Here is an 8,155-nt window from a genome sequence, read left to right as displayed (position 1 = left end):
TGTGTTTTTAAGGCCCGCCCCCCCCGGGCGGGGGCCGGACGCGCCCGCGGGTTCGTCGCGCTCGCCCTCCCCGCCCTTGTCGCACACCGCCCCGCCCCCGCCCGGCATGGCGCGCTCGACCGATTACGAGACGATCCAGCAGGCCAATGGCGGCACCCAGATCGAGCGGGATCGTCCGGCGATTCACAGCCTTGCCGAACATCGCCGCCTGGCCCGCGCGCTCGCCACCCTCGCGCCGCAGCGCAAGGGCGTGGTCGACGCCTATGTGCTCAGCATTGCGCTCGACAGCGACGCCGTATTCGGCCGCGAAGCGCGCGAGGCGGCCAGGGTCCTCGCCCGCCGCTACGACGCGGCCGGACGCACGATCACGCTCGCTGGCAGCGACGGGTCGGCCCCTTCCCCGCTGCCCATGGGCTCGCCGCAGAATTTCGAAGCCGCGCTCGCCCGCATCGCCGAAGTCATGGACCCGGCCGAGGACGTGCTGGTGCTCTACACCACCAGCCATGGCGCGCCGTTCGGCATCGTCTATCACGATGGCAATGACGGCTGGGGCGCAATGTCGCCGACACGGCTGTCGCGGCTGTTCGACGCCCATGGCATCCACCGCCGGCTGCTCATCATCAGCGCCTGCTATTCGGGCGTGTTCGTGCCCGTCCTCTCCGGGCCGCAGACCGCGATCTTCAGCGCCGCCTCGTCGGACCGCTCGTCGTTCGGCTGCATGGCGGAGAATGACTGGACCTTCTTTGGCGACGCGATGATCAACCGCGCGCTGCGCAAGCCCCAGCCGCTTGGCCTTGCCGCAGCCGAAGCGGTGGCGCTGATCGGTCAGTGGGAGCAGCAGGCCAGTCTCAAGCCCTCGCTCCCGCAACAGAGCATCGGCGTCGATGTCGCCGCCTGGCTCGCCCCGCTGGAAGCACGCACGCCAAAGGCGGCGACCACCCCGGTCGGCCGCCCGTCGCTCGACAGCCTCGCTCAAATTCAACGCTGATCGCCTTTCGGCGGAACCTCCCACGCGCTCGCCGGTTGCGCGCGCCATGACCGACACATCGCCCAACAGCATCAACTACCCGCTGCTCGCCCGTCCGCATGTCTGCCTGCAGGGCAATGTCGACGACCTCATGTATCAGAGCTTCCGGGACCAGCTGCAAAACGCGCCGCGCGAAGGCACGCTGGTCTTCGCCATCTCCACGCTTGGCGGCGACCCCGAAGTCGCCCGGCTGATGGGCGACGAAGTGCGCATGATCCGCGAGTTCGAGGGGCGCGAGACGCTGTTCCTCGGCATGGTCGCGGTCTATTCGGCAGGGGCCACCTTCATGGCGCACTTCCCCGTCGACAAGCGCTTCCTGACCAAGGGCACGCGGATCATGATCCACGAGCGCAAGCTGACCGCCGACGTCCATCTCGAAGGGCCGCTCAAGACGCTGATCCCGACGCTTCAGGCCAAGCTGCACGAGATCGAGGAATCGATTCGCATCGAGGAAGAAGGGTTTCGCGACATCATCGCCGGATCGCAGGTCACGTTCGAGGAGGTGTGCAAGAAGGCGCCATCCAACTGGTATTTCGAGGCCGAGGAGGCGCGTGACCTGGGGCTCGTGCTCGATATCATCTAATCCTCAGGGATCGCTCATGACCGCTTGTACGAAGGCGGGATAGCGCTGATGCTCCACTGATTGGAGCTGCCTCAATGAATCCCGACGTGCCCGACCGCTCACCCGGCATGAAATTGCTGCTCGCGCTGCTCGTCGGCGCGGTGCTGGCGATCCCGCTCTTCACCGTCTACCTGCTCGTCTACGATCGTCAGTCGCAATCGCAGACGGCGCGCACCTCGATCGCCGAAGGCTGGGGCGGGCCGCAGACGCTGGCCGGACCGCTGATCGCCATCCCCTATGAGGCGCAGGTGAGCGAGACGGTGCAGGAGAATGGCCGCCCGGTGACCCGCACCTCGGTCCAGCGCCGCGAGCTGTTCCTCGCCCCCGCCGCGCTTGAGATAGACACCCGGGTCAAGCCAGAGCGCCGCTCACGCTCGATCTATGAGGCCGTGGTCTATGACGCCGAGGTCTCCGGAAAGGCGCAGTTCCGCCTGCCCGCGGACACCGTGCGGCTGGGCGTCGACGTGACGACGCTCCAGTTCGCAAGGGCCGAACTCCGCTTCGGCGTGGCCGACCCGCGCGGCCTTAAACCCGCCAACCGCATCGTCATCGACGGCCAGCCCGCGCCAGCGCAGCCCGGCAACGGCCTTGCCACCACGGGAGGCTCCGGCTTCTTCACCGGCCTCGACGCCAGCCCGCTCACCACCCGCACCATCGCGGTCGAGTTCGGCTTTGCCCTGCGCGGTCATTCGGTCATCGCACTCAGCCCGCGCGCGGGGTCCACGCGCTGGACCGTCACCTCGCCGTGGCAGCATCCCAGCTTCACCGGCGGCTTTCTGCCCGAAGCGCGGCAGGTCACCACCGACGGCTTCACCGCCACCTATCGCATTTCCAATCTCGCGCTCGGCACCACCCTCGTCAGCACCAGCGACGCCGCCGTCGAGCTGCGCGCCCCCGAAACCCCCTATTCCGGCGCAACCGGTGCCGCTCCGACGTCTCAGGCGCAGGTCGGCCTGATCCAGCCGGTCGATCTCTACGCCCAGGTCAACCGCAGCGTGAAATATGGCTTCCTGTTCATCGGCTTCACCTTCATGGCGTTCCTGCTGTTCGACATTGTCGCGGGTGTGCGCGTTTCCGCCGTGGAGTATCTCCTCGTCGGCGCGGGCCTGGTCCTGTTCTTCGTCCTGCTGCTCGCCTTTGCCGAGGTGATCGGCTTCACCCCCGCCTATCTAGTGGCGGGCGGCGCGATCATCGCATTGCTTACCGCCTACTCCGCCGCCGTCCTCAAAAGCCGCAAGCGGGCCGGGTTTATCGCCGCGCTGCTGGTTGCGCTTTACGGCGTCCTCTACGTGCTGCTCAGCCTCGAAGCTTATTCATTGCTGATCGGTTCGCTGCTTCTGTTTGCAGCACTGGCCGCCCTTATGTATTTGACCCGCAACCTGGAGTGGGGCCGCACCGTCGCGGCCCACTCCGCCTGATCGACGCACGGGGTTTCAGATGGCTGATTTCGTCCTTCCCAAGAACAGCAAGATCAAGAAGGGCAAGAGCCATCCGGCCCCCGCCGGCGCGACGAACAAGCGCACCTTCACCATCTATCGCTACGATCCCGACTCGGGCGAAAATCCGCGCTATGACCAGTTCACCATCGATCTGGACGATTGCGGCCCGATGGTCCTGGACGCGCTGATCAAGATCAAGTCCGAGATCGATCCCAGCCTCACCTTCCGCCGCTCGTGCCGCGAGGGGATTTGCGGGTCGTGTTCGATGAACATGGACGGGCGCAACGGCCTCGCCTGCACGACGGCGATCGAGGATATCAAGGGCGACATCCGCATCACGCCGCTCCCCGCGATGGACGTGATCAAGGACCTGGTGCCCGACTTCACGCACTTCTACGCCCAGTATGCATCGATCCAGCCGTGGCTTAAGACGGTCACGACGGCGCCCTCGGGCAAGGAGCGGCTTCAGTCGCCAGAGGACCGCAACAAGCTTGACGGGCTGTACGAATGCATCCTGTGCGCCTGCTGCTCGACCTCGTGCCCCAGCTACTGGTGGAACTCCGACCGCTTCCTCGGCCCGGCGATCCTGCTTCAGGCCTATCGCTGGCTCGCCGACAGTCGCGACGAGATGACGGGCGAGCGGCTGGACGAGTTGGAAGATCCCTTCCGCCTGTATCGCTGCCACACCATCATGAACTGCGCGAATGTCTGCCCGAAGGGTCTGAGCCCTGCGAAGGCAATCGCCGAGATCAAGAAGATGGAAGCCGAGCGGATTGTCTGACGCCTCGGCCGACGCGCATTTCAGCTATGACGACGATCCGGCGCTTCCGGGCTGGAGGCGTTGGGCATTGCGTGACGACACGCGCTTCAATGCGTTTCTGGGTTCCATCCACACGCGGCGTGATGGCGACCGCGTGCTGGTGCGGATGACGCCCGAGCGGCGTCATTCCAACCTGCAGGAATCCACGCATGGCGGCGCCCTGCTTGGCTTCATGGATGCCGCACTCTTTGCCGCCGCGCGGACGTGGGACGTCTTGCACGCCGGCAGCGCGGTGACGCTCGACCTGTCGGCGCAGTTCATCGGCACCAGCACGATCGGACAGCCGATCGTCGCGGAGATGGAGCTGCTGCTCGAGACCGGGCGGATGCTGTTCATGCGCGGCCTGGTCAAACAGGACGCGACGATCCTCGCCAGCTTCTCGGGCACGGTGCGCAAGAACACGACGAAATGACGAAGGTTCTCGCCCGCTACGAAGCGCTGGTCGCCGCCGGCGAACTGCGCCGCGATCCCGATCAGGCCGCCGCCGCCAGTCGGCTCGACGCGCTGGCGCGCGAGCTTGAGCAAGGCCCGCGCAAGGCTGGCCTGTTCGCTCGCCTGGCCGGCAAGGCCGCTCCGGCGCCGCGCGGCGTCTACATGTGGGGCGGAGTCGGACGCGGCAAGTCGATGCTGATGGACTTGCTGTTCGCGTGCGTGAACATCGCCGAAAAGCGCCGCGTCCATTTCCACGAATTCATGATCGAGGTGCACGCCCGCATCGCGGACGAGCGCCGCAAGGAATCCGGCGATCCCATCCCGCCCGTCGCGAGGGCGCTGAGCGAGGGCCTGCGCCTGCTCGCGTTCGACGAGATGGTGATCAACAACACCGCCGACGCGATGATCCTCTCGCGCCTGTTCACCGCGATGGTCGCCGACGGGCTGACCGTGGTCGCAACCTCCAACCGCCCGCCCGACGACCTCTACAAGGACGGGCTGCAGCGCGAGCACTTCCTGCCCTTCATCGCATTGCTGAAGGCGCAGCTCGACGTTCTCCCGCTGAACGGCCCGACCGACTATCGCCGCGACCGGCTGGGCCGGATGGACACCTGGCTCGTCCCCAACAATCCCGCCAACACCGCGACGCTGTCGGCCGCCTTCTTCCGCCTCACCGATTACCCGGTTGAGGATCGCGCCAACGTGCCGTCCGACGATCTCGACGTTCAGGGCCGCACGCTGCACGTGCCCAAGAGCCTCAAGGGCGTCGCCGTCTTCTCGTTCAAGCGGCTGTGCGGCGAAGCGCGCGGCGCGGCCGACTATCTCGCCATCGCGCGCCGCTATCACACCGTCATCATCGTCGGCATCCCGCAGCTCGGGCCTGAAAACCGCAACGAGGCCGCCCGCTTCGTCACGCTGATCGACGCGCTGTACGAACACAAGGTCAAGCTGCTCGCCATGGCCGACGCCGCCCCGATGGACCTCTATCGCGCCGGCGACGGCAAGTTCGAGTTCGAACGCACCGTCAGCCGGCTCATGGAAATGCAGTCGGACGAGTATCTCGCACTGGGTCACGGCGAGGCTTAGACCCGTCTATTGCGATTAATTCGCAACTGCAAAGATAATCCTTAACCCCTATCGTTCTAAACTTGCCCCTACGGCGAAACAGGCGTAGTGCGCCCCCGTTCCCGTGCGGCCAGCATGACTCAAGAGCCGCCCAACACGACTAGGGAGGTTCGCTTGGCTCGCAAGAAGATCGCGCTCATCGGCGCCGGCAACATCGGCGGCACGCTCGCCCATCTCGCCGCGCTCAAGGGCCTGGGTGACATCGTGCTGTTCGACGTGGTCGAGGGCGTGCCGCAGGGCAAGGCGCTGGACCTCAGCCAGTGCGGCCCGGTCGAAGGCTTCGACGCGAACATCACCGGCAGCAACGACTATGCCGACATCGCGGGCGCGGACGTCATCATCGTCACCGCCGGCGTCGCGCGTAAGCCGGGCATGAGCCGCGACGATCTGCTCGGCATCAACTTGAAGGTCATGAAGGCCGTCGGCGAAGGCATCGCCGCCAACGCGCCCGACGCCTTCGTCATCTGCATTACCAACCCGCTCGACGCGATGGTCTGGGCGCTGCGTGAATTCTCGGGCCTTCCGCACCAGAAGGTCGTCGGCATGGCCGGCGTGCTGGACTCCGCGCGCTTCAGCCACTTCCTCGCCGACGAGTTCAAGGTCTCGGTCAAGGACGTCAATTCGTTCGTGCTCGGCGGCCATGGCGACACGATGGTCCCGGTCCTCGAATATTCGACGGTCAGCGGCATCCCGGTCAGCGACCTCATCGACATGGGCTTCTCGACCAAGGAGCGCATCGACGCGATCGTCCAGCGTACCCGTTCGGGCGGCGGCGAGATCGTGGGTCTGCTGAAGACTGGCTCGGCCTTCTACGCCCCCGCCACCAGCGCGATCGCGATGGCCGAAAGCTATCTCTACGACCAGAAGCGCCTGCTGCCCGCCGCGGTCCACCTGACCGGCCAATATGGCGTCGATGACCTGTACGTCGGTGTGCCGGTCATCATCGGCAAGGATGGCGTCGAGAAGATCGTCGAGATCAAGCTCAACGACGAAGCCAAGGCGAACCTCGCCGTGTCAGTCGACGCGGTCAAGGAACTGCTGGTCGCCTGCAAGGGCATCGACGGCTCGCTGAACTAAGGACGATATGCCGGCACTCGCCGCCTTGATCACGCTCGCAGCAGCGGCGCAGGCTCAACCGCCCGCGCCGCTGTTCGATGCGTTCGGGCCAGTGTGCGCCGGCGTTCGCAACTTCGACGGCCTTGCCCAGGCGGCGCTGGGCGCCGGTTGGGCGCAAGTCTCGGAGGCAGACGCAGATCCGCGTATCGCCGCGATCCTCGCCAAGGGCCGCGACGCGGTGACGCGTGAGGAGCCGACTTCCGTTACGACGGGCGCGCTGTTCCGGCGGAAGGTCGACGGGCGCGACGTCTATCTCGCGACCAGCCGGGTCACGATGAAGATCGACGGCGCGAACTGGTTCGGCAATGGCTGCCGCGCCTATGACCTCGACGCGCCCGCTGCGCCGTCGGTTCAGGCCGCCACCGCCTGGGTCGGCACGGCGCCGACCGCCACGAGCGCCAGCGGCAACGCCGCCAAGCTGTCGTGGGAGCCGTGGCAGGACGGCGTCACGCTCGAAATCACCTATGTGCCGCGCGACAATCCGCTCGGTGCGCAATACGGAATCCAGGGCCTCGTCCTGGTCAGCCAAGCCATGGGAGGCTTCTGAATGTCCATTCTCGTCGACAAGAATACCAAAGTCATCACGCAGGGCATGACCGGTGAGACCGGCAGCTTCCACACCCAGACCGCGCTGGCCTATGGCACGCAGATGGTCGGCGGCGTGACTCCGGGCAAGGGCGGCACCACGCACCTCGACCTGCCGGTATTCGACACGGTCGCCGAGGCGGTCGAGCGCACCGGCGCCGACGCCAGCGTCATCTACGTTCCGCCCCCCTTCGCCGCGGACTCGATCCTGGAAGCGATCGACGCGGAAGTGCCGCTGATCGTCTGCATCACCGAAGGCATCCCGGTGCTCGACATGGTGAAGGTCAAGCGAGCGCTGTCGGGTTCGAAGTCGCGCCTGATCGGCCCGAACTGCCCCGGCCTGCTGACCCCGGGCGAGTGCAAGATCGGCATCATGCCCGGCAACATCTTCTCCAAGGGCAGCGTCGGCGTCGTCAGCCGCTCGGGCACGCTGACCTATGAAGCGGTGTTCCAGACGACCAATGCTGGCCTGGGTCAGACCACCGCGGTCGGCATCGGCGGCGACCCGGTCAACGGCACCAACTTCATCGACGTGCTCGAACTGTTCCTGGCCGACGACGCGACGGAAAGCATCATCATGATCGGCGAAATCGGCGGCGACGCCGAGGAGCAGGCCGCTCAGTTCCTGATCGACGAGGCCAAGCGTGGTCGCAAGAAGCCGATGGCCGGCTTCATCGCGGGCCGCACCGCACCTCCGGGCCGTCGCATGGGCCATGCCGGCGCGATCGTGTCGGGCGGCAAGGGCGATGCAGAGAGCAAGATCGCCGCGATGGAAGAAGCCGGCATCCGCGTCAGCCAGTCGCCGAGCCTGCTGGGCGAAACGCTGCTGGAAGCGTTGAAGGCGTAACGCAAATTCCCTCTCCCCCCTGGGAGAGGGAGGGAGCCGCAAAGCGGCGGAAGGGTGAGGGCGACAACCTCACCACTTCACCCCCACCCTCCCATCGCTGGCGCGATGGGCCCCTCCCTCTCCCGGTGGGAGAGGGGAAAAA

9 protein-coding genes are annotated in these 8,155 nt (G+C 66.4%); all 9 read left to right on the top strand.

Features of this window, described 5'->3' with window-relative positions:
* Window positions 1-988, top strand: a 988-nt coding sequence (locus BFL28_RS15690) for a C13 family peptidase (RefSeq protein WP_338152258.1), incomplete at its 5' end; no start/stop codon positions are given.
* A gap of 46 nt (window positions 989-1,034) precedes the next feature.
* Window positions 1,035-1,610 carry an ATP-dependent Clp protease proteolytic subunit gene (locus BFL28_RS15685; RefSeq protein WP_069321475.1) on the top strand — a complete coding sequence of 192 codons (576 nt, stop codon included), beginning with the start codon at window positions 1,035-1,037 and terminating at the stop codon, window positions 1,608-1,610.
* A 74-nt stretch (window positions 1,611-1,684) separates the two neighbouring features.
* Entirely contained in the window at window positions 1,685-3,067 is a 1,383-nt protein-coding gene (gene creD / locus BFL28_RS15680) for a cell envelope integrity protein CreD (RefSeq protein ID WP_069321474.1), read from the top strand.
* 19 nt (window positions 3,068-3,086) lie between these two features.
* Window positions 3,087-3,869: a succinate dehydrogenase iron-sulfur subunit gene (locus BFL28_RS15675; RefSeq protein ID WP_069321473.1), complete on the top strand. Its 783-nt coding sequence runs from the start codon at window positions 3,087-3,089 to the stop codon at window positions 3,867-3,869.
* Window positions 3,862-4,320 carry a PaaI family thioesterase gene (locus BFL28_RS15670; protein WP_069321472.1) on the top strand — a complete coding sequence of 153 codons (459 nt, stop codon included), beginning with the start codon at window positions 3,862-3,864 and terminating at the stop codon, window positions 4,318-4,320. Before BFL28_RS15675 ends, BFL28_RS15670 begins: the two co-directional genes overlap by 8 nt.
* Window positions 4,317-5,426: a cell division protein ZapE gene (gene zapE / locus BFL28_RS15665; RefSeq protein WP_069321471.1), complete on the top strand. Its 1,110-nt coding sequence runs from the start codon at window positions 4,317-4,319 to the stop codon at window positions 5,424-5,426. Before BFL28_RS15670 ends, zapE begins: the two co-directional genes overlap by 4 nt.
* Before the next feature lie 153 nt (window positions 5,427-5,579).
* Window positions 5,580-6,542 (top strand): malate dehydrogenase, encoded by a 963-nt coding sequence (gene mdh, locus BFL28_RS15660; protein WP_069321470.1) that lies wholly within the window; start codon window positions 5,580-5,582, stop codon window positions 6,540-6,542.
* Window positions 6,543-6,549: 7 nt separating this feature from the next.
* Window positions 6,550-7,128 carry a hypothetical protein gene (locus BFL28_RS15655; RefSeq protein ID WP_069321469.1) on the top strand — a complete coding sequence of 193 codons (579 nt, stop codon included), beginning with the start codon at window positions 6,550-6,552 and terminating at the stop codon, window positions 7,126-7,128.
* On the top strand, window positions 7,129-8,013 hold the full coding sequence (gene sucD, locus BFL28_RS15650; RefSeq protein WP_069321468.1) for a succinate--CoA ligase subunit alpha: 885 nt from the start codon (window positions 7,129-7,131) through the stop codon (window positions 8,011-8,013). It begins immediately after the preceding gene.
* The last annotated feature ends 142 nt before the right edge of the window (window positions 8,014-8,155 follow it).

The organism is Sphingomonas turrisvirgatae, from assembly GCF_001721295.1.
GTDB lineage: Bacteria > Pseudomonadota > Alphaproteobacteria > Sphingomonadales > Sphingomonadaceae > Sphingomonas > Sphingomonas turrisvirgatae.
The sequence above is the reverse complement of the archived record's forward strand: the minus strand, read 5'-3'. Positions and strand labels throughout refer to the sequence as shown.